Origin of the sequence: Microbispora sp. NPDC049125, from assembly GCF_040802045.1 — a bacterium.
Lineage (GTDB): Bacteria > Actinomycetota > Actinomycetes > Streptosporangiales > Streptosporangiaceae > Microbispora.
On the sequence record NZ_JBEZDW010000052.1, the window covers coordinates 25,597 to 44,089 of the forward strand.

Genomic DNA, 18,493 nt, shown 5'->3' on the forward strand with positions numbered 1-18,493 from the left:
CATACTCCGATGCTACGTCGGAAGCCCCGTCGGCCGGGGAGCCGGAGGCATGAGCGCGTCGCCGGCCTCCCGGCGGGTCCGCCGCACGAGCAGGAGCAGCACGGACAGGGCCGCCCCCGCGGCCGCCAGCGCCGCCAGCGCCACGGCCCCGTAGAGCAGGACGGCCCGCTGGTCGCGGCGCACCACCACGATCGGGCCCGGATTGCCGACCCCGGCGTGGATGGGACGGGACGGCGCCTGGACGCCCTGCCCCGAGGCCGTGGCCCGGTGGCCCGCGAGCGTGGACGCCACGCCCAGGGCCCGGTAGGCGTTGACCACCCCGAAGCCTGTTCCCGTGTTGTAGGCGCCCTTGTGCGCGGGCGACGACGTGAGGGCCTGGGCCACGAGGGCGGGCGACATCCGGGGATGCCTCGACTTGATCAGCGCCGCCACGCCCGAGACGAGGGCGGTCGCCTGCGAGGTGCCCCGCCCGACCCAGTACTCGTCGCCCGGCCCGGCGCCGAGGATGTCGACGCCGGGGGCCGCCACGAGGACCGAGGAGTTGCGGTTGGAGAACGACGCGCGCCGCAGGGCCGGGGTCACGGCCGCCACCGAGATCACCCCGGGGATGGAGGCAGGGTAGGAGTAGGGGGCGGTGCGCTTGCCGGCGCCGTCGTTGCCGGCGGCCGCCACGAGGACCACGCCCTTGGAGATGGCGTACCGGATCGCCTCCCGTTCGGCCTCGGTGGGCAGGTCCTTGGACAGGGACAGGTTGATCACCTCGGCGCCGCGGTCCACGGCGTACCGGATGCCCTTGGCCACCACGCCCTCGAAGCGCGAGTCGGAGTTGAACGTGCGGAAGCCCGGCTCCTCGTCCTCCAGGATCACCCGGACCGACAGCACCCTGGCCTCCGGCGCGACGCCGATGATCCCGTCGCCGCCGCCCGCGCCGTGCCCGTGCCCCGCGATGAGCGAGGCCATGTACGTGCCGTGCAGGCGCACGGGGGCGACGCCGCGGGGATTGGCGCCCGCCGTGAAGTCCTTGCCGATGACCACCGAGCCGGCGAGGTCGCGGTGGTCGGGATCGACCCCGGAGTCGAGGACGGCCACCGTGACGCCCCTGCCCTTCGTGAGGGCCCAGGCGTCGTCCACGTCGAGCGTGCGCAGGACGTCGAGCTGGCTCACCCTCACGTCGTCGGCACTGGCGGCGCGCGGCGCCAGGCCCGGCACGACGAGGACGGAGGCGGTGAGGATCGCGGCGGCGGCGCGCGCGGCCCGCCTCAGCACGGCCGCCTCGGCACGGACCACACGCGCACGGACCACACGCACACGGGCCACACGCACACGGGCCACACGCGCACGGGCCACACGCGCACAGACCACGCGCGCACGGGACGCATGAGCTCTGGCGGTGTCAGCATCGCCACTGCCGCTCCTCGCAGTCCGGCGAGGCGGGAGCGGTCAGCGCCGTCGCGAGGTCTCCCGCCAGATCGTCCGTGAACGAGAACATCGTCACGCGCTGCTTGCCCAGCGCGCCCGCCGGGCGCCCGTCGACCTGCCCCGCCGTGGTGATCACCAGGTACGGCCCGGCCTGCCGTACTGTGCCGGACTGGCGGCCCGCCGAGGTGAAGCGGTCGGTCACGGTGCCGGGGAACGGCAGCGCGCGCAGCCCGGGCACGGCCCGTCCGTTCCGTGGGAAGGCGGCCTCGGCGACCCCCGCGGAGGCGGCGTCGGGGAAGGCGGCGACGCCGACCGTGACCACGATGCCCTGGAGGGCGTCGAGGTAGGTGGCCCGCAGGACGGCGCGGCAGCGCGCGGCGCGCAGAGTCGTGCGCAGCGACGCGTCGACCGCGGACGCGCAGTCGTACCGGGAGGAGACGCCGACCCTGCGCGCCTGCTCCCGGCCGCCCTGCTCGCTGGTGTAGGCGAGGTTCGCGGGGAAGATCCGGCCGGTCGGCCACCGCTCCCACCGCCCGCCGACCTCGGCCGCCACAGCGTGCTCGATCTCCGACCGGCTGGGGCCGCGGGTGAGCTCCGCGACGGCGGCGGTGGCGGCGATCCCGGCGACGACCACGCAGATCAGGATGAGCGCCGAGAGCAGGGCCAGGGGCGGCCAGGTCCGCGTCTCCCCCACCACGCCTCCCCTTGCCTCAGGCTCCTCAGCGACCTTAACGCCACCTACAGGTCACCATCCTCCCAAATCACCGCCGGAAAGTACTTGACGCTGTGGAAAGCAGAAAGTACTTTCCAGATTGGAAAGACCACGAACAGGAGCCCCCCATGGATCCCGAAGAAGCGGCGCGCAGCCTGGCGACCATACGGAACACCCAGGTGAGGACACTCGAATCGGAGCCCTGGTTCCCGACCTGGTACACGGTGGGCGTGGGGGTCGTCGTGACCGGCGTCCAGTTCGTCACCGAGCCGGGCACCTCGACCCCCGTGATCGTGGGCGCGAGTGTCCTGCTCACCGCCGCGCTGGGCGCGCTGGTCGGCACGCTGGTCCGGACCCGGCGAGTCCAGGCGCACAAGAGCCTCATTCCCGCCGCGCTGGCCACATTCCTCGCATGGATGTTCGTCCTCGTGGGCGTCTGCCTGGTGATCGCGTTCCGGCTCGACGCGCTGGAGGTGGCCTACGGGCGGACATGGGCGGCGCTCACGATGACCGCGCTGATGGCCGTCACCGGCCCCTTCGTCTCCCGGTGGATCGCACGCCAGATGGCCCGGAAGATCGAGAAGACCGTCTGATGGATCTCGATCCCGTCATTCACGCGCCGACCCGGCTGCAGATCGTCTCGCTCCTCGCCGCGGCGCACGAGGCCGAGTTCGCTTTCGTGCGCGACACTCTCGGCATCAGCGACTCGGTCCTGTCCAAGCAGGGGAGCGCGCTGGAGGCCGCGGGATACGTACGCGTCCGCAAGGGTCACGTGGGCAAGCGGCCGAAGACGTGGTTCCGGCTCACCGACGACGGCCGGGCCGCCTTCACCGCGTACGTGGCCGCCCTCCAGGCGATCGTCTCGTCCAGCGGGCTGACGGTCCTGCCCGAAGAGGCCGCCGGCACGTCCCGGTCGCCACGGGGATGACGCAAAAGTACGGCTGCCGCCCGGGCGAGGGGCGGCAGCCGTACGCGCGTGTTCCGCTAGTAGGTCGGCAGGCTGGGGTCGACGGTCTTCACCCAGCTCAGCACGCCGCCACCCACGTGGACGGCGTCCGAGAAGCCGGCGTTCTTGAGGACCGCGAGGACCTCGGCCGACCTGGCGCCCGACTTGCAGTGCAGGACGATCCTCTTGTCCTGGGGCAGACCCTCCAGCGCCGAGCCGTTCAGGAACTCACCCTTGGGGATGAGCACGGCGCCGGGGATGTTGACGATCTCGTACTCGTTCTGCTCGCGGACGTCGATGAGGTAGATGTCGTCGCCGCGCTCCTGCATCGACCTGAGCTCGGCCGCGGTGATCGTGCTGCCCGCCGCCGCCTGCTGCGCCTCGTCGGAGATCGTGCCGCAGAACGCCTCGTAGTCGATGAGCTCGGTGATCGAGGGGTTCTTCCCGCAGAGCGGGCACTCCGGGTCCTTGCGGACCTTGACGTCGCGGTACTTCATCTCCAGGGCGTCGTAGATCATGAGACGGCCCACCAGGGGGTCGCCGATCCCGGTGAGGACCTTGATGGCCTCGTTCACCTGGATGGAGCCGATCGACGCGCACAGCACGCCGAGGACGCCGCCCTCGGCGCAGCTCGGGACCATGCCGGGCGGCGGGGGCTCGGGGTACAGGCAGCGGTAGCAGGGGCCGTGCTCGGCCCAGAACACGCTCGCCTGGCCGTCGAACCGGTAGATGGACCCCCAGACGTACGGCTTGCCGAGGAGCACGGCCGCGTCGTTCACCATGTAACGGGTGGCGAAGTTGTCCGTGCCGTCCACGATCAGGTCGTAGCCGGAGAAGATGTCCATCACGTTGTCGTTCGTGAGGGCGACGTTGTGGATGATCACGTTGACCAGCGGGTTGATCTCGCGGACCGTCGCGGCGGCCGACTCCGCCTTGAGACGGCCGACGTCCGACTGGCCGTGGATGATCTGACGCTGCAGGTTGGACTCGTCGACCACGTCGAAGTCGACGATGCCCAGGGTCCCGACTCCGGCCGCGGCGAGGTACATCAGCGCCGGGGAGCCGAGGCCGCCCGCGCCGACACACAGCACCTTGGCGTTCTTCAGGCGCTTCTGGCCCGCCATGCCCACGTCGGGGATGATCAGGTGACGCGAGTAGCGGCGCACCTCGTCCACGGTCAGCTCAGCTGCCGGCTCTACCAGCGGTGGCAACGACACAGTTCCACTCCCGTTTTCGCGCCAATGGTCGCGCTCGGCTCCATGGGCCCATCACAAGCACTTCTCACAACTTAACCGGGGTGGCCCCGCATTCCCCAATCACGCTGATCGGCGCATCGGCGTCCGCGTCTGGAGGAGAAGGCGGCGGATCTCGCCGGCGACCACTTCGGGGAACTCCATCTGGGCCACGTGACCGGCCGACGGAATCGTGACGAGGCGGACATCGGGGAAGACCCGGCCGGCCCGCTGTGCCATCCGGGCGTGCACCAGCCGGTCGCGCAGGCCGTAGACCACCAGGGTGGGGGCGGTCACGCGGGCGGCCTGCCGCCACAGGTTACCGGGGCCGGTGCGGAAGTACTCCCGGACGATCGCCCGAGCGCATCCGATCACCGCCGCGTCCGCGTACGGGAGCCCGTCCCGGCGTCGCAGCTCCTCCACCGCCTCGCGGAGCCGTTCCGGGTGCACACGGCTGATGTCGGCGTAGCACATGCTCAGCGTGGACTGGATGCGCCGCTCCGGCGGGACGGCGCTCAACCAGCGGAGGGCCAGCTCGCCCAGTCGCGGCGCGGCCGACATGGCGACGCGCGCCGGGCCGTATCTGGGCATCAGGTCAGGCATCGCCGGGGAGACGAGCGTCAGCGACGTGACGAGGTCGGGACGGGTGGCGGCGACGCGGACCGAGATCGCCCCGCCCATGGAGTTGCCGACGAGGTGGACGGGACGGTCCAGGCGCTCCAGGAGCCGCACCACGGTGGCGGCGTGGCCGTCGACGGTGTAGTCGCTGTCGGGCGGCTCCGGGGAGTAGCCGGCGCCCGGCAGGTCGACCGCGATCCCGTGCACGTCGCGGGACAGCTCGCCCATGAGGTCGGTCCAGTTGGTCGCGGAGCCCGCCAGGCCGTGCACGTAGACGGCCGTCTCGCCCGGCCCCTCCGGCGTCGTGCGCACGTGCAGTCGCGTGCCGTCCACGTCGAGAAGCCGGCCCGGCCACGGTGGAATCGGCTCGTCACCCACGCGTCCTCCTCTGTTCGCCTGCTGTTCTGACGATATCCCTAGCAAACCGCGCCTAAGGGACACCTGCCCCCATATCGCTACCCATGGCACGCCCCATCTCTCCCACCTGTCGCCCCTTCCTCGCCGGGCCGCCGGTCCGGGTGGCGTACGGCCGCCAGGGAAAGGCGAGCTGCCAGCCACCCGACAGAAAGCTCCATATCGCCCATTTCGGACATTTCAATTACGGACATGAATGACATTCGAGGCAAAGGGAGCAGTAGCGGTCCAACGTCGTCAATAAAGCGATAAGCGGATGGCAAAAGCCGCTGATCGCCGTTTGTCCGGCAGGCAGCGAGGAAATCAAGACAACTGCAGGGATGATCCGCAAGGGTCGTCAGAAAGGACATTTTCCAACTGATTTGGAAAATGTCGGAGTGTCGGGGCAGTAATCCTTAGGGGGAAATGAAATGCCCAAGTTCAACAACCTCGTCGGGGTGCTCGCGATCAGCGCAGCGCTGACCGGTGGCGCCGTCGCCCTCGGTAGCGTCGTCACCACCACCTCCGCGAACGCCGCGACCGTCATGGGTGGCTACGTCGGTGGCCCCTCCTACTCCAGCCGTGGCTGCTGCCCGCGTGGCAACAGCAACCGCCAGGGCCAGGGCAGCAAGAACAAGAACAAGAACAAGCAGTGGCAGCACGAGCGTCAGCACCAGAACCAGCACCAGTTCCTGCTGCGTGACTTCACCCTGGTCCTGACTCCGTTCCAGAAGACCGAGACGGACTCGCGCGCGCTGCCCTACAACTGGCAGGCCACGGACACCAAGGCGCAGCCCTGGAACCGTCAGGACTCGCACACGGACACCAAGGCCGACCCGCGCCAGAAGCAGGACGCCGACCTCGAGGACGAGGACCACAACCGCAAGAGCTACTACGGCCCGACGCCGATCGCGACTCCGACCGTGACCGTGACCGCCACGGCCACGCCGCTCGGCTGACCGATCTAGTCATGCGACGCCGAGCGACCGTGCAGGCGGTCGCGACGGCCTGACGGCCCTGGATCCGGGTGCCGGCACGGAGGCCTTTCGTCCACGCTCGCCGTGGGCTGGACCGCCCCGAGCCGGTCGCCGGCACCCGGACCCCATGACGCGATCCGCATGACGGCGCTCACGCGATGGGTCCGCGCCGTGTCGCTTCCGCCCACGCAGGGCTGAACGACACGGCAACTCGAACCATGTATTGCGCGCCGCTTACGACGCACCGCGTAATACACGCCCCATCGCTCACGCACGGCATTCCGACAAGTCGTCTTTCCAGACGCCGGCGGCCGCTTCGGCCGCTCCGCGGGCCGCCTTCCGGCGGTCAGGCGCGCGGGAGGACGCCTCGGCGAGTGACCAGCGTGACACAGCGGGGCGAGGCTTTTTCCAAGGAGAGAAGAACGACATGTCCACATTGAAGAGCGCGGTCGGCGTCCTCGCCGCCAGCGTCGCACTGACTGGTGGCGCCATCGCCCTCGGCGGCGCCGTCACCGGCACCGCCGCGAACGCCGCCACCGCCATGGGCGGCTACGTCGGCGGTGGCCGGCCCGCGGTCCGCCACTACGCGCGCAGCTACTGCGCGCCGGGGAACAGCAACCGGCAGGGCCAGGGCAGCAAGAACAAGAACAAGAACAAGCAGCACCAGCACACGCGGCAGCACCAGAACCAGCACCAGTTCCTGATGCGTGACTTCACGCTGGTCCTGACGCCGTTCCAGAAGACCGAGAACGCGGCCGCCGCCGTGCCGTGGAACCACCAGTACGGCCAGGCCAACGCCGTGCCCTACAACAACCAGTGGCAGGACACGGCCGCCAAGACCGACCCGACCCAGAAGCAGGACGCCGACCTCGACAACGACGAGAACCACAAGCGCAAGTACGGGTACCCGGACCCGAGCGTCACGGTCACGGCCACGGTCACGCCGATCCCGACCGTCACGGTCACCGTCACCCCGTAGTTTCCGGGGGTGGGCCACCCTTGATCAACGGTGACAGGGGTGCTCAAGGAGGCGGTCTCAGCGCCGCCACGGGCCTTCGGGCCACGAGGTAAGTGCAGCGATGTGCCCTGCTTTCCGGGGCGGCGGTTCCTTACGGACGCCGCGGCCACCGGAGCACGGGTGCCCCGAACCGTCACGGCACGCGCTTGACGCCGTGACCTGAGTGAAGTGACCCCGAGAAGCGCTGCCGCGGCGCGAGACTCACCAGCAGGAGTCCCGCGCCAGAAGGAAGTGCTGTCCATATATCCGGAAGACATGTGCGGGGCCAGGGCTCCGGCGGCGAAAGCCCCGGGGCCCTGGCCCATGTCTCGTTTCCGCCGATGCTCCGTCCGCTTACCTGCCGATGTTCCTTCCAGGCCGCCCCACGCCTCCCCGCCTCCCCGCGCCGCTCCGATCGCCTCGGCGGCACGGTGGGCGCTCTCACCGGACCCTCACGCGGATGGCGGCACCGTCCCCCACCGTGTCGAGGGCGGCTGCACCGCACCATCCCTCACCTGGTCGGGCCCTCACCTGGTCAGAGCCGCGGGCACCGTCGAGGATGGCCCGGTTTCGCCCGCCGGTTCCGGCCTTCCCTCGTACACGTCTGCGACCCCGGCTCCCTGGCGGCTTCCCACCGGCTCTGACGTGCCCTCCTGGTTTCCGGTTTCCACGCTGCCCCGCGCCGTCGCTCGCTGTCCGGCCCCCGGTGTTCCGGCCGCCGGACCGTACGCGCACACGCCGTCCGAGCAGCCAGGCCAGGCTCAATCCCCCTTAGCGCCGGAGCTCTCGCGGCATCCTCCGCATCCGCGGCAGATGGGCTCACCTCCCCCACATATGGGCCGACGCTCATGCGGCGAGATGCGCCCTTCTGGCCGCCCATAGCGGCCGCGCCATCGTCACCAGCCCCTTGTACGCCTCCTGGCGCCCCTGTAGCCGTACACGCGCACGGGTCGGGCCGCGCGGGACCTTCCTGGCCGCTCACGTGCGTTGTGGGGCCTGCTGAGGGCTCGCGCCGATGGGTAGAGGCGGCTCACGGGGCGGGGATGGCGGCTCCGGTGGTCGTGGCCGAATGCACCTGCCGGCCGGCGCGTACACGGTCGGGATAACACCCACCGCCGAGGCAGCCGTTCAGTGAATCGGACATTTTGCTACAAAGCAGTCATTAATAGTCTAACGCTGTCTATAAAGAGATAATAAGAGATCAAAAGCGCTCAATCCCCGTTTGCAAGTAGACGCACCCGGCAATCTAGACAGCGCAGGAAGATGGTCCAATAGAGGGCCATACAGACATTTCTAAAGGCATCCAGAGAAATGTCTAAAGATCAAGGGTAATGATCACAGGGGGAAATGCAATGCCCATGGTTAAGAAGGTCTTCGCTGGGCTCGCGCTCGGCGCCGCTCTCACGAGCGGCGCTCTCGTTCTCGGTGTCACCACCGCCGGCGCCTCCATGGCGAGCGACAAGGACCACGAGCGCGAGAACAGCAGCGACCGCAGCCGCGAGAACGACAACAAGAACTGGTGGGACGACCAGAATCTCTGGCAGCGGAACGAGAACTGCTGGTGGGGTCAGAACAACTGGAAGTTCGACAAGACCGACCACTCCGCATTCGGTATCGCCGCCAAGGACGTCGCCGTCGGGTTCCAGGACAAGACCGACAAGGACGACTGGTACAACAACCAGAACTGGTGGAACCGCAACGACCACGCCAACAACAAGGACAACAAGTGGTGGCAGAAGGACGACCGCGCCACCGACAACGTCCAGAAGGACGAGAGCGACCGGCACCACTGAGTGCCGGTTGACTGACAGGGTCACAGCCGGTTCGTAGGTCTCTGCGAGGCGTTCGGCCGAACGCACCGCGATCACGGCGAACGTACACCTTTCATTCATCGCAAGAATCGAAAGAAAGGCAGTGCCCATGTTCAAGAAGGTCTTCGCCGGTCTCGCTCTCAGCACCGCAATCGTCGGCGGCGCCATGACTCTCGGCGCCACAGCAGCCAGCGCCACCAGCATCCCGGCCAACGGCAACAACTGCTGGGACAACAACAACAACAACTGCTGGAACAACAACAACAACAACTGCTGGAACAGCAGCAACTGCTGGAACAACAACACGTGCTGGAACAACAGCAAGGACGACTGTTCCTCGTTCGCGATCGCGACCAAGGACGTCTGCATCGGGTTCCAGGACAAGACCAGCAGGAACGACTGCTTCAACAACAACAGCTGGTGGAACAACAACGACTGCTGGAACAACAACGACAACTGCTGGAACAACAACAACAACAACGACTGCTGGAACAACAACGACTGCAACTGAGCAGTGACCTGACGGCCTTCATGGATGAGCCGGAAGCCTAGTGCAATAACGGCTGGAAGACCGGAGGGGCCGGGGTAGCAGATATCCCGGTGTTAGTTGAACGACAGTCGCGAGAGCGGGAGCACACGCGGTTTCCCGAGTGTCTCCCAGCCGGAACGGACGTTCAGACAGGGCATATGGGGCTAGGGCCCCGGTGGAGAAGGTCTCCGCCGGGGCCTTCGCCTGTTTCCGCCAGGCGAGCCCTCGCCAGCGCGACTCGCCCTCGACCGCGGCCCTCATCTCCCCGCACCCGCCCCACGCCCCCGCGACCGCCCCGGCTCCCGCACCCCCCTCACCCCAGCGAGGTCCCGGCACCTCCAGCCGGCGACTTTCCGTACGGGCTCGGGCATCCCCGCGGAGCCGGACATCACGAGCGGCCCGGCTCGGGAAGCCGGAACCGCACCCCGCGGGCTCTTCACCGGGACACCGGTTCCGCCGCGCCGGCCCGGGAAGGGGCGATAGCCTCGCCGTGTCCGGCGGACGGCCCTGCCGCTACGCGTCCTCCCGTGCGGACAACCCCGGCTCCGGGACCGGTCAGGTGACACGGGCCGCAGCCCCGAGCCCGCCCCAGACCGACGGAATCGGACATTGTGGGACAAACCACGCGGCTACTGTCTGTGATCGACCATAAACGGACAATTACCTCTAAAGCACCCCGCTCGACCGTTTGCCGCCGACGCGTCCTGGCAATCTAGACATCGCGGGATGGATAGCCCATTAAGGGCTATCAGCGACATTTACGTCTTAACGCTTAAATGTCGCATATCGGGCAATCGATTCCTTTCAAGGGGGACACGCAATGCCCACTTACCGGAATGTCATCGCGGGCCTGGCGATCAGTACGGCGCTGGCCGGCGGAGTCGTCGGCCTCAGCACCGTCACCAGCGCCACCGCCGCGAGCGCCACCACCATCCACACGAGCATCAGCTCCTGTGACCCCGGCGGCTGGGGCCACCGCCGCGCCTGCCGCACCCGCTGGGGCGGCCACCACAACCGCTTCCGCAGCGAGCAGCGGTTCCGCCAGACCGTCAAGAAGTTCGCCACCGCCGTCCGCAACTGCAACTCGGACGGCGACGTCATCATCGACATCGACAGCGACGACTGATCCGGCGGAACTCCGCGATGACCTCCCCGTGACGGGAAGAGGAGCGGGAAGGCCGGACGCGTCTCACCCGGCGCCGGCGAGCCGGACAGCCGGGAGCGCACCTGGCCTTATGACGCATCGACCTCACTGAGGCCGCTCCTCGACCCGCACCTGGAATCCGCAACCCAGCGCGGGGAGAACGCAGGCTCCGGCGGACGACCTCCGCCGGAGCCTCTTCCCCACCGCGGAAGCCCGCCGCGGAAGGGGCCGGACACACCGGGCGGGTCAGGCCGAACGGCGAGTCTTCCGCTTCCGGGGCGCCTTGTCCTCTTCCGCCTCGTCCCCGGCGGCTTTCTTCGCGGCCGCCTTGCCTGCGGGCTCGGCGTCCGCCTTGGCTGCGGGCTTCGCCGGGGCCTTCTTCCTCGCCGGCGCCGTGCCCTCGCGCTCACGCTTCGCGGCCTCGACGCTGGCCCGCAGGGCGGCCATGAGGTCGACGGCGGGGCCCTGCTCGGCCGGAGTCTCGGCGGCCACGACCTCCCGGCCCGCGACCTTGGCCTCGATGACCTCCTGGAGCGCCTCCCGGTAGGCGTCCTTGTACTCCGTCGGGTCGAAGTCGGCGACCATCGTGTCGATCAGCGACTCGGCCATCTTCAGCTCCTGCGGCCGGACGTCCACGTCCTCCTCCAGGAAACCGAAATCCGCCTCGCGCACCTCGTCCGGCCAGAGCATGGTCTCCAGCACGAAAACGCCATCGCGGACGCGCAGCGTCGCCAGCGACTCCCGCTGCCGCAGCGCGACCTTCACGATCGCCACCTGCCCCGACCGCTCCAGCGCGTCCCTCAGCAGCACGTACGGCTTGGCTCCCTGCCCCTCCGGCTCCAGGTAGTACGCCTTGGCGAAGTAGATGGGGTCGATCTGCTCGGCGGGGGTGAACTGCAGCACGTCGATCCGCCGCGACGTGGTCAGCGGCAGATCCGCGAAGTCCTCGTCGGTGAGCACGACGACCTCCCCGGTCGCCAGCTCGTATCCCTTGGCGATGTCGGAGTACGGCACCTCTTCGCCGTCCACCGAGCAGACCCGCTTGTACTTGATCCGCCCGCCGTCCTCCCGGTGCACCTGGTGGAACGTGACGTCCTTCTGCTCGGTCGCCGAGTAGAGCTTGACCGGGATGGTGACCAGACCGAACGAGATCGCGCCTTTCCAGATGCTGCGCATAACCACATTCTCGTCTCTGTGTTCGAATTCCGCCATAGCGGGATTCAAAGCGGTTACCTCATGGGCAGGTACCCACTTATGGCGGTGCCGTACCCGGTCGAACCGATGCTCGCGGTCCCCGGCGAGCTCCCCCAGGACTGCGACGAGTACGCCCTGGAGGTCAAGTGGGACGGCATCCGGGCCCTCGCGTACGTCGACGGCGGCGTCCGGGTGAGCGGCCGCCACGGCGCCGACTTCACCTCGCGCTACCCGGAGATCGCCGCATGCATGGCCCCGCTCGCCGGGCGCAGGGCGGTCGTCGACGGCGAGGTCGTCGCCTTCGACCCCCAGGGCCGGCCGAGCTTCGCCCGGTTGCAGCGCCGTATGCACGTGACCGACCCGGCCGGCGCACGGCTGCTGGGGCATCTGCCGGTGTCGTACATGCCCTTCGACCTGCTCCACCTCGACGGGCACACGCTGCTCGACCTGCCGTACCGGGACCGCAGGGAGCTGCTGGACTCGCTCGGCCTCGGCGCCCCGCCGTACCTGCCGTGCGAGCCGGAGGTGCTGGAGGCCACCCGGCGGCAGGGGCTGGAGGGGGTGGTGGCCAAACGGCTGGACTCGCCGTACCTGCCGGGGCGGCGCGTCGAGTGGTGGGTGAAGGTCAAGAACCTGCTCACCACGGAGGTCGTCGTCGCGGGCTGGCGCCCCGGCAAGGGCCGCCGCGCGGGCGGCGTCGGCTCACTCCTGCTCGGCATGTACGGCGAGGCCTCCCCTGGCCGTTTCGGGTTCCAGTTCGTGGGCCACGTGGGGACGGGCTTCACCGATGCCATGCTGGAGGACACCCATCGCCTGCTTAAGCCCCTCGGGATCGGGCAGAGCCCCTTCTCGAGCGGCCTTCCGCGGCAGATCACCAAGGACGCGCGCTGGGTCCGGCCCGAGATCGTCGGAGAGGTGGCCTTCACCATGTGGACTCTGGACGGGCGGCTGCGCAACCCGGTGTGGCGTGGTGTCCGGATCGACAAGGTCCCCGCCGAGGTACGGCGAGAGGAGCGGGAATGAGCCAGAAGGTCACGGTGAAGGTCGACAGCCGGGCGCTGGCGCTGACCAACCTGAACAAGGTGCTCTACCCCGACGCCGCGTTCACCAAGGCCGAGGTGATCGACTACTACACCCGGATCTCCCCGGCGCTCGTCCCCCACCTGCGGGGCCGTCCCCTGACGGTCAAGCGCTACCCGAACGGCGTCGGCGGCATGTTCTTCTTCGAGAAGAACGCCCCGGCGCACACGCCGGACTGGGTCCGTACGGTGAACCTCCCGGCGCCGGGCAGTACGAAGGATCGCGAGGAGATCGACTTCGCCGTGGTCGACGACCTGCCGACGCTGGTCTACTACGCCAACCTGGCCGCCCTGGAGATCCACGTGCCCATGTGGCGGGTCGCCGAGGACGGCGAGCCGCTGGCCCCCGACACCCTGGTCTTCGACCTCGACCCTGGAGCCCCCGCGACGATCGTCGAGTGCTGCCGGGTCGCCGTCCTGCTCCGGGACGCGCTGGCCGCCGACGGGCTGGAGGGCTACCCCAAGACGAGCGGCAACAAGGGCATGCAGGTCTACGTGCCGTGGGACCGCGGGCCCGGCACCTCCGACTACGCCAAGCGGCTCGCCCGCTCTCTGGAGGACCGGCACCCCTTCGTGACCAGCGTGATGGCGAAGAAGGAGCGGCCGGGGAAGGTGTTCATCGACTGGAGCCAGAACAATCCGGCCAAGACCACCGTCGCGCCCTACTCGCTGCGCGCCAACCGCATCCCGACCGTGTCGACTCCGCTGCGGTGGGAGGAGGTGGAGGCGTGCGCCGCCCCCGACGAGCTGGTTTTCACCTCCGCCGACGTGCTGGCGCGCTTCTCGGAGCACGGCGACCTGTTCATGCCGCCCGGCGCTTAGCCCGTCGCAGGTCCGGGCCATATGGTGGACCTGATCGCAGCACACGGACGGAAGGATCGGCAGATGTCCGAGATGGACCCCCTCGACGAAGCGGTCGGGGAGATTTCGATCGAGGCTCCGGAGGCCGACGCGGTCGAGCAGCACCGGCTGCTGAAGGTTCGCGAGGACGACCGCTGGCCGGAACGGGTCCCGTTCGACGCCGACCCGGCCGACGTCGCGGAGCAGGAGCGGGCCGTCGACCTCGAAGACGACGAGGAATATCGCTGACCTTGTTTACCGCCACGTAGGATGAGGCCCCGGGGCGGCGAGCCCCCGATGCGCATCCTCACAAGGAGACTGCCGTGACCGCTACCCCGGACGCCAAGCCCCGGGGCACCCGGCTGCCCCGCATGGCCCGCCGCCGTCAGCTTCTGAGCGCGGCACAGGAAGTGTTCGTGGAGAACGGCTACCACGCGGCCGCGATGGATGAGATCGCCGAGCGGGCCGGCGTCAGCAAGCCCGTCCTGTACCAGCACTTCCCGGGCAAGCTCGAGCTGTACCTCGCCCTGCTCGACCTGCACGTGGACGACATGGTCACCCGCTGCCAGGAGGCCCTGGCCTCCACGACCGACAACAAGCAGCGGGTCCAGGCCGCGATCGGGGCGTTCTTCGACTTCGTGTCCAGCCAGGGGGAGGCGTTCCGGCTGGTCTTCGAGTCCGACCTGCGCAACGTGGCCCCCGTACGCCAGCGGATGGAGCGCTCGCTGCGCGAGAGCGCCGACGCGATCAGCCAGGTGATCCAGGAGGACACGGGCTGCTCCAGCGACGAGGCCCATCTGCTCGGCGTCGGCCTGGTCGGCATGGCCGAGGTGAGTGCCCGCTACTGGCTGGGCAGCCACGGGTCGATCCCGAAGGAGGCCGCCACCCAGCTCATGGCGCGTCTCGCCTGGCGGGGCATCAGCGGCTTTCCCCGGACGGGCTGACAGAGCAATCTGTTCGCTTGACGCGATCAAAGGGCGCGGCGCGTCCGCGGGCGACGACGATGGGGACGGGTAGGGACCAGCCCTCTCGAAAGGGGAGCCCGATGGAGATAAAGATCGGCGTACGTTCGGTGCACCGCGAGCTCGTCGTGGAGACCGAACTGTCGGCCGACGAGATCGAGGAGGAGCTCCGCAAGGCGCTCGCCTCGGACAAGGGCGTGTTCTCGCTCACGGACACCACGGGCCGCCGGGTCGTCATCCCCGTGGCGTCGCTGGGGTTCGTCGAGATCGGTGAGGACGAGGTGCGGCCGGTCGGCTTCGGCGGCACACTCTGATCACATTCGCCGCATACAGGGAGAACCCCGCCCTGGAGGCCCGGCACGCATCGCCGGGCGCTCAGGGATGAGACTCCACCCTCCGCTGTAGCCGCCGGGGTGCTCACCGCCCCCCGGCGGCGACAGCCGGCCCTGGCCCCCGAGCTTCCGCTCAGGCATCCAGCAGGCCGGCCGCTCCCGTCAGGGACAGCCGCACCCGTAGCCGTATCCGTATCCACAGCAGCGGGGGCGCCGCGCCAGGTCGACCCTGTGGGGTTCGTCCCGCCTCTGACTGGTGGTCGGACAGCCCGCGCTCCCCCTCCGCAGCACAGCGCGTGTCGTCCAGCGATTCGGCCCACATCTCGTCAAGGAACTGCCGTAGCGGCGCGAGGCCCTCATACCTCGCACGGTACAACCGTTTGGGGCTCTCATGCCGCTCGATCAGCAGACCTACGGAAGTTGGTGACCGGTTCTGTACGCGACAGCGGTCACCAGGGACGCCAGAGAGGCTGTGGCGGCTATGGCCCGGGGGTGAGGCCGAGCGCCGCCATCCGCTTGCCGTGCTCCTCGGTGAGGCTGGCGAACAGCCGCGCCACCTCGGCCTGGTCCTCGCCCTCCTCGCCGACCAGCAGCGCGGCCAGCTCCGGGCGGGCGGCGGCCAGCCGCTGTCCCTGGCTCAGCGCCTCCCCCACCATCCGCCGGGCCCACAGCGCCAGCCGCCCGCACAGGCGCGGGTCCGCGTCGATCGCCGCCCGCACCCGGTCGACGGCGAACTCCGAGCGGCTCTCGTCGGCGAGCACCTCGTCGACCAGCCCCCGGATCGCCGGCTCGGCGCGGCGCGCCGCCACCCGGTAGAAGTCCCCCGCGATCCCCGTGCCCACGTACGCCTTGACCAGCGCCTCCTGCCAGTCCCTCGGCTTCGTCTGGGCATGCCACGCGTCGATGGCGTCCACGAACGGCGCCATCGCCTCCTCCGGGTCGACGCCGAGGGACGCCAGGCGGTCACGCAGCACGCGGAAGTGTCCGTACTCGGTGGCGGCCACATCCCCCAGCGCCGCCCGGTCGTTCAAGGTCGGAGCCAGCAGCGCGGCGTCCTCGGCGAGCCGGAGGAACGCCGCCAGTTCGGCGTACGCCAGGACGCCGAGCAGATCCACAATCCCGGGAGAGGAATCAGTCATGGGTGCAGCGTACGTGCCGGGGGCATGCCCGCCGGAGCACCCTGGCGGAACGATTCGGGAAGCCCGACACGCGCACGCTATTAGCGAGAAGTCGCAGAAATCGGTTCCCTCTTGTGGTATCGAGTAGACTGCTTCGTGGAAGTGCGACCGCACTACGACTGTCCGGGGCATCGGTCCCGGAATCTCAGATCATCTGGACGCCGCGGTCGCTGACACGATGAGAGCGCGACTGTCCGCGAGGACCCGGGCCGGGGAAGATCTGCCGGCAGGATGTCCCGGAAGGCCCGCTCTCGCACTGATTGAGGCAGGCCACGCTGACAACGACGTTTCGAGACCTGGGAGTCATCCCGGAGATCGCTGATGCGCTCGAGACCGAGGGCATCACTTCACCATTCCCCATTCAGGAGATGGCGCTCCCGCTGGCCATGGCCGGCCAGGACGTCATCGGTCAGGCACGGACGGGCACCGGCAAGACGTACGCCTTCGGCGTCGCGATGCTCCAGCTCGTCGGCAAGCCGAGGAAGAACCGGAAGAAGCCGCGCGGGCTGATCCTCGTGCCGACCCGGGAGCTCGCGCTCCAGGTCACCGAGGATCTCGTCGTCGCCGCCGGCAAGCTCGGCTCGCGCATCCTCACCGTGTACGGCGGGCGCGCGTACGAGCCGCAGATCGAGGCGCTGAAGAACGGCGTCGATGTGATCGTCGGCACTCCCGGGCGCCTGCTCGACCTGGTCAAGCAGAAGCACCTCGACCTCAGCCAGATCACCATGCTCGTCCTCGACGAGGCCGACCGCATGCTCGACCTGGGATTCCTTCCGGACATCGAGCGGATCATCAAGCTGGTCCCGGAGAAGCGGCAGACGATGCTGTTCTCCGCGACCATGCCGGGTGAGATCGTCAACCTCTCCCGCCGCTACCTCACCCGGCCCACCCATGTCCGGGCGGAGAGCGCCAACGACGACGCCGAGACCACCGCGCTGACGACGCAGCACGTCTACCGCACGCACCGCATGGACAAGATCGAGATCGTCGCGCGGCTGCTCCAGAGCAGCGGCAGCGGCCTCACGATGGTGTTCTGCGAGACCAAGCGCGCGTGCGACATGGTGGCCGAGCAGCTGCGCGACAAGGGCTTCGCGGTGGCCGCGGTGCACGGCGACCTCGGGCAGGGCCAGCGCGAGCAGGCGCTGCGCGCCTTCCGCACCGGCAAGATCAACGTGCTGGTCGCCACGGACGTCGCCGCCCGCGGCATCGACATCGACGACGTCACGCACGTGGTCAACTACGACTGCCCGCAGGACGAGAAGGCCTACGTCCACCGGATCGGCCGCACCGGCCGGGCCGGGCGCACCGGCATCGCGATCACCTTCGTCGAGTGGACCGAGCTGACTCGCTGGAAGGTCATCAACAACGCACTGGACCTGCCTTTCCCGGACCCGGTGGAGACCTACTCCAGCTCGCCTCACCTCTACACCGACCTCGGCATCCCCGAGGGGACCAAGGGTGTGCTGCCGCGCGCCCAGCGCTCCCGGGCGGGGCTCGAGGCCGAGGAGATCGAGGACCTGGGCGAGACCGGGCGCACCCGTTCCCGGGGACGGTCGGACCGCCCGGACCGGGGCGGCCGGCCGGAACGCGGGGACCGGGAGGAGCGCCGTGAGCGCCCCGCCCGCAGCCGTGAGCGGCGGCGCACCCGTGGCGGCCGTGCCGGTGACTCCGGTACGCCGGCCGGTGCGGAGATCGGCTCCGACGCCCCCCAGGTCGCGGCCGAGATCCTCGCTGAGATCCCAGCGGAGGTCCCAGTCGAGATCCCGGTCGAGATCCCGACAGTGGAGAACACGGTGAACGCAGGCGATTCGAGCGCCGAGGTGGTCACGAAGACGAGCCGTCGCAGCCGCAGGGGGGCCAACACGGCCGCCGTCTCGGACGCGCTGGCCGAGGTCGCTCCCGCCCAGGCCGACCTGGACGTCCCCGCGGCCCGGCCGGAAGCCGACCCGCTCGCGACGAGCAGGCCGTCCCGCCGCAGGACCCGCACCACCGAGACGGCACCCGAGATCGCCCCGCAGGCACCCGCCGGCCAGGACGACCCGCTCGCGACGAGCAGACCGTCCCGCCGCAGGACCCGCACCACCGAGACGGCACCCGAGATCGCCCCGCAGGCACCCGCCGGCCAGGACG

General features: G+C 69.4%; 19 protein-coding genes. 13 read left to right on the top strand and 6 right to left on the bottom strand.

The annotated features are described in order from the left end of the window. Positions 1 to 12 precede the first annotated feature (12 nt). Entirely contained in the window at positions 13 to 1,287 is a 1,275-nt protein-coding gene (locus AB0B72_RS36825; RefSeq protein ID WP_367744164.1) for a S8 family serine peptidase, read from the bottom strand. A 106-nt stretch (positions 1,288 to 1,393) separates the two neighbouring features. After that, entirely contained in the window at positions 1,394 to 2,113 is a 720-nt protein-coding gene (locus tag AB0B72_RS36830) for a hypothetical protein (protein WP_367744166.1), read from the bottom strand. Between the two features lie 146 nt (positions 2,114 to 2,259). On the opposite strand from AB0B72_RS36830, the gene AB0B72_RS36835 reads away from it, so the two are divergent. Further along, positions 2,260 to 2,724, top strand: a complete 465-nt coding sequence (locus tag AB0B72_RS36835) for a hypothetical protein (RefSeq protein ID WP_367744168.1) — start codon at positions 2,260 to 2,262, stop codon at positions 2,722 to 2,724. After that, positions 2,724 to 3,059 carry a transcriptional regulator gene (locus tag AB0B72_RS36840; protein ID WP_367744169.1) on the top strand — a complete coding sequence of 112 codons (336 nt, stop codon included), beginning with the start codon at positions 2,724 to 2,726 and terminating at the stop codon, positions 3,057 to 3,059. The genes AB0B72_RS36835 and AB0B72_RS36840 overlap by 1 nt, the downstream gene beginning before the upstream one ends. Positions 3,060 to 3,115: 56 nt before the next feature. On the opposite strand, the gene moeZ is transcribed toward AB0B72_RS36840, so the two are convergent. Together moeZ and AB0B72_RS36850 are read right to left on the bottom strand one after the other, a co-directional pair. Next, positions 3,116 to 4,294: an adenylyltransferase/sulfurtransferase MoeZ gene (moeZ, locus tag AB0B72_RS36845; protein ID WP_367744171.1), complete on the bottom strand. Its 1,179-nt coding sequence runs from the start codon at positions 4,292 to 4,294 to the stop codon at positions 3,116 to 3,118. 99 nt (positions 4,295 to 4,393) lie between these two features. Beyond that, positions 4,394 to 5,305: an alpha/beta fold hydrolase gene (locus AB0B72_RS36850; RefSeq protein WP_367744173.1), complete on the bottom strand. Its 912-nt coding sequence runs from the start codon at positions 5,303 to 5,305 to the stop codon at positions 4,394 to 4,396. Between the two features lie 446 nt (positions 5,306 to 5,751). On the opposite strand from AB0B72_RS36850, the gene AB0B72_RS36855 reads away from it, so the two are divergent. The 5 genes from AB0B72_RS36855 to AB0B72_RS36875 all read left to right on the top strand — a co-directional run bounded on the left by AB0B72_RS36855 (position 5,752) and on the right by AB0B72_RS36875 (position 10,760). After that, complete coding sequence (locus AB0B72_RS36855; RefSeq protein ID WP_367744174.1) at positions 5,752 to 6,279, top strand: hypothetical protein; 528 nt, start codon at positions 5,752 to 5,754, stop codon at positions 6,277 to 6,279. Between the two features lie 445 nt (positions 6,280 to 6,724). Further along, the gene (locus tag AB0B72_RS36860) at positions 6,725 to 7,276 is read left to right on the top strand and encodes a hypothetical protein (protein WP_367744175.1); all 552 of its coding nucleotides are present in this window, start codon (positions 6,725 to 6,727) and stop codon (positions 7,274 to 7,276) included. Positions 7,277 to 8,646: 1,370 nt separating this feature from the next. Next, entirely contained in the window at positions 8,647 to 9,087 is a 441-nt protein-coding gene (locus AB0B72_RS36865; protein ID WP_367744177.1) for a hypothetical protein, read from the top strand. Between the two features lie 127 nt (positions 9,088 to 9,214). Next, positions 9,215 to 9,616, top strand: a complete 402-nt coding sequence (locus AB0B72_RS36870; RefSeq protein WP_367744178.1) for a hypothetical protein — start codon at positions 9,215 to 9,217, stop codon at positions 9,614 to 9,616. A gap of 838 nt (positions 9,617 to 10,454) precedes the next feature. Then, the gene (locus tag AB0B72_RS36875; protein ID WP_367744180.1) at positions 10,455 to 10,760 is read left to right on the top strand and encodes a hypothetical protein; all 306 of its coding nucleotides are present in this window, start codon (positions 10,455 to 10,457) and stop codon (positions 10,758 to 10,760) included. A gap of 264 nt (positions 10,761 to 11,024) precedes the next feature. On the opposite strand, the gene AB0B72_RS36880 is transcribed toward AB0B72_RS36875, so the two are convergent. Continuing rightward, positions 11,025 to 11,954, bottom strand: a complete 930-nt coding sequence (locus AB0B72_RS36880) for a Ku protein (RefSeq protein ID WP_367744182.1) — start codon at positions 11,952 to 11,954, stop codon at positions 11,025 to 11,027. A gap of 78 nt (positions 11,955 to 12,032) precedes the next feature. Here AB0B72_RS36880 and ligD (AB0B72_RS36885) point away from each other — a divergent pair, with 78 nt between their 5' ends. The 5 genes from ligD (AB0B72_RS36885) (at position 12,033) to AB0B72_RS36905 (ending at position 15,167) form a co-directional block, all read left to right on the top strand. After that, positions 12,033 to 12,995: a non-homologous end-joining DNA ligase gene (gene ligD, locus AB0B72_RS36885; RefSeq protein WP_367744183.1), complete on the top strand. Its 963-nt coding sequence runs from the start codon at positions 12,033 to 12,035 to the stop codon at positions 12,993 to 12,995. Further along, positions 12,992 to 13,873 carry a non-homologous end-joining DNA ligase gene (gene ligD, locus AB0B72_RS36890; protein WP_367744184.1) on the top strand — a complete coding sequence of 294 codons (882 nt, stop codon included), beginning with the start codon at positions 12,992 to 12,994 and terminating at the stop codon, positions 13,871 to 13,873. The genes ligD (AB0B72_RS36885) and ligD (AB0B72_RS36890) overlap by 4 nt, the downstream gene beginning before the upstream one ends. A gap of 63 nt (positions 13,874 to 13,936) precedes the next feature. Continuing rightward, positions 13,937 to 14,140, top strand: coding sequence for a hypothetical protein (locus tag AB0B72_RS36895; protein WP_367744185.1), 204 nt, complete (start codon positions 13,937 to 13,939; stop codon positions 14,138 to 14,140). A gap of 74 nt (positions 14,141 to 14,214) precedes the next feature. Continuing rightward, positions 14,215 to 14,835 (top strand): TetR/AcrR family transcriptional regulator, encoded by a 621-nt coding sequence (locus tag AB0B72_RS36900; protein WP_367744186.1) that lies wholly within the window; start codon positions 14,215 to 14,217, stop codon positions 14,833 to 14,835. Between the two features lie 101 nt (positions 14,836 to 14,936). Beyond that, positions 14,937 to 15,167: a DUF3107 domain-containing protein gene (locus AB0B72_RS36905; RefSeq protein ID WP_367744187.1), complete on the top strand. Its 231-nt coding sequence runs from the start codon at positions 14,937 to 14,939 to the stop codon at positions 15,165 to 15,167. A gap of 497 nt (positions 15,168 to 15,664) precedes the next feature. Here the strand turns inward: AB0B72_RS36905 and AB0B72_RS36910 are convergent, their stop codons facing one another. Beyond that, on the bottom strand, positions 15,665 to 16,324 hold the full coding sequence (locus AB0B72_RS36910; protein WP_367744188.1) for a ferritin-like fold-containing protein: 660 nt from the start codon (positions 16,322 to 16,324) through the stop codon (positions 15,665 to 15,667). Between the two features lie 407 nt (positions 16,325 to 16,731). Here AB0B72_RS36910 and AB0B72_RS36915 point away from each other — a divergent pair. Next, positions 16,732 to 18,493 (top strand): DEAD/DEAH box helicase (locus AB0B72_RS36915; RefSeq protein ID WP_367744189.1); only part of this gene is annotated, 1,762 nt, incomplete at its 3' end.

Coding starts and splice junctions, on each gene's coding strand:
- AB0B72_RS36835 (WP_367744168.1), top strand. CDS start 2,260: ATGGATCCCGAAGAAGCGGCGCGCAGCCTGGCGACCATACGGAACACC.
- AB0B72_RS36840 (WP_367744169.1), top strand. CDS start 2,724: ATGGATCTCGATCCCGTCATTCACGCGCCGACCCGGCTGCAGATCGTC.
- AB0B72_RS36855 (WP_367744174.1), top strand. CDS start 5,752: ATGCCCAAGTTCAACAACCTCGTCGGGGTGCTCGCGATCAGCGCAGCG.
- AB0B72_RS36860 (WP_367744175.1), top strand. CDS start 6,725: ATGTCCACATTGAAGAGCGCGGTCGGCGTCCTCGCCGCCAGCGTCGCA.
- AB0B72_RS36865 (WP_367744177.1), top strand. CDS start 8,647: ATGCCCATGGTTAAGAAGGTCTTCGCTGGGCTCGCGCTCGGCGCCGCT.
- AB0B72_RS36870 (WP_367744178.1), top strand. CDS start 9,215: ATGTTCAAGAAGGTCTTCGCCGGTCTCGCTCTCAGCACCGCAATCGTC.
- AB0B72_RS36875 (WP_367744180.1), top strand. CDS start 10,455: ATGCCCACTTACCGGAATGTCATCGCGGGCCTGGCGATCAGTACGGCG.
- AB0B72_RS36880 (WP_367744182.1), bottom strand. CDS start 11,954: ATGCGCAGCATCTGGAAAGGCGCGATCTCGTTCGGTCTGGTCACCATC.
- ligD (WP_367744183.1), top strand. CDS start 12,033: ATGGCGGTGCCGTACCCGGTCGAACCGATGCTCGCGGTCCCCGGCGAG.
- ligD (WP_367744184.1), top strand. CDS start 12,992: ATGAGCCAGAAGGTCACGGTGAAGGTCGACAGCCGGGCGCTGGCGCTG.
- AB0B72_RS36895 (WP_367744185.1), top strand. CDS start 13,937: ATGTCCGAGATGGACCCCCTCGACGAAGCGGTCGGGGAGATTTCGATC.
- AB0B72_RS36905 (WP_367744187.1), top strand. CDS start 14,937: ATGGAGATAAAGATCGGCGTACGTTCGGTGCACCGCGAGCTCGTCGTG.
- AB0B72_RS36910 (WP_367744188.1), bottom strand. CDS start 16,324: ATGACTGATTCCTCTCCCGGGATTGTGGATCTGCTCGGCGTCCTGGCG.